The organism is Mesorhizobium sp. M4B.F.Ca.ET.089.01.1.1, from assembly GCF_004022605.1.
Lineage (GTDB): Bacteria > Pseudomonadota > Alphaproteobacteria > Rhizobiales > Rhizobiaceae > Mesorhizobium > Mesorhizobium abyssinicae.
Genome location: NZ_RZOS01000867.1, coordinates 1 through 1,230 on the forward strand (window position 1 = coordinate 1; position 1,230 = coordinate 1,230).

The window sequence follows — 1,230 nt, forward strand, 5'->3', positions numbered from 1 at the left end:
GCATCACGCCGAGCGCCTCGGTGCCGTAAGGTGTCACGCCTAACGATTTTCCCGCAATCATCAGATTGCGCACCAGCGCCTCGCCGTAACGCGCCGGCACCGAAATCTCGAACGCCATTTCGCCGGAGAAGGAAATGCGGAACAGCCTGGCCTTGATGCCGCCGCGCAAGGCGACTTCGCGCGCGCCCATGAACGGAAAGCCTTCGTTCGACAGGTCCTCGGCGGGATCGACAATTTCGCGAAGCAGGTCACGGGTCTTCGGCCCGGCGATGGAGAACTGCGCCCACTGGTCGGAGACCGAAGACAGCTGCACGTCGAGTTCGGGGAACAGCACCTGGCGGCAGAATTCGAGATGCTGCATCACCAGCCCGGCTTTGGCGGTCGTGGTGGTGAGGAAATAGTGGTCCTCGGCCAGCCGCGAGGTCGTGCCGTCGTCGTAGACGATGCCGTCTTCGCGCAGCATCAGCCCGTAGCGCGCCTTGCCGACGGCGAGGTTGGAGAACGAGTTGATGTAGACGCGGTCGAGGAAGACGCCGGCGTCGGGACCGTGCACGTCGATCTTGCCCAGCGTCGAGACATCGCAGAAGCCTACGCCGCCGCGCACCGCCTTGACCTCGCGGGTCACCGATTCCAGCCAGTCCTTTTCGCCCGCGCGGGGATACCACTGCGCCCGTTTCCATAAACCGGTGTCGACGAACACCGCGCCCTGTTCCGCCGCCCAGTGATGTGACGGCGTCAGCCGCGTCGCATGGAAGGTCTCGTCGCGATGGTGGCCGGCGAAGGCGCCGATGGCGACCGGCACATAGGGCGGCCGGTAGATCGTCGTGCCGGTTTCCGGGATCGACTTGCCGGTGACGGCGGCCATGATGGCGAGGCCGGCAATGTTGGAGGTCTTGCCCTGGTCGGTCGCCATGCCGAGCGTGGTGTAGCGCTTGAGGTGCTCGACCGATTCGAAACCTTCGCGCTGCGCCAGTTCGACGTCGGAAGCGGTGACGTCGTGCTGCTGGTCGACGAAGGCCTTGCCCTTGCCGGGGATGTGCCAGAGCGGGGTCAGCGAGAAGGCCTCGTCGTCGGCGACCGGCGCTGAACCTGCGGTGCCGCTGCGCCCGCTATCGCTTGCTGCTGCGGCGCCGGCCTCAAACCCGTGGCGCAGGCAAACGCCGAGGCCGAAGGCGCCGTTGGCGGCGCCTACAGCGACCATGCCGGGCGGCGCGCCATCCGGCACGAAGG

1 pseudogene is annotated in these 1,230 nt (G+C 66.7%); it reads right to left on the reverse strand.

The features are described 5' to 3' along the window. Positions 1-1,230 (reverse strand): annotated as a pseudogene (locus EN780_RS34640) (sarcosine oxidase subunit alpha); the annotation flags it as partial.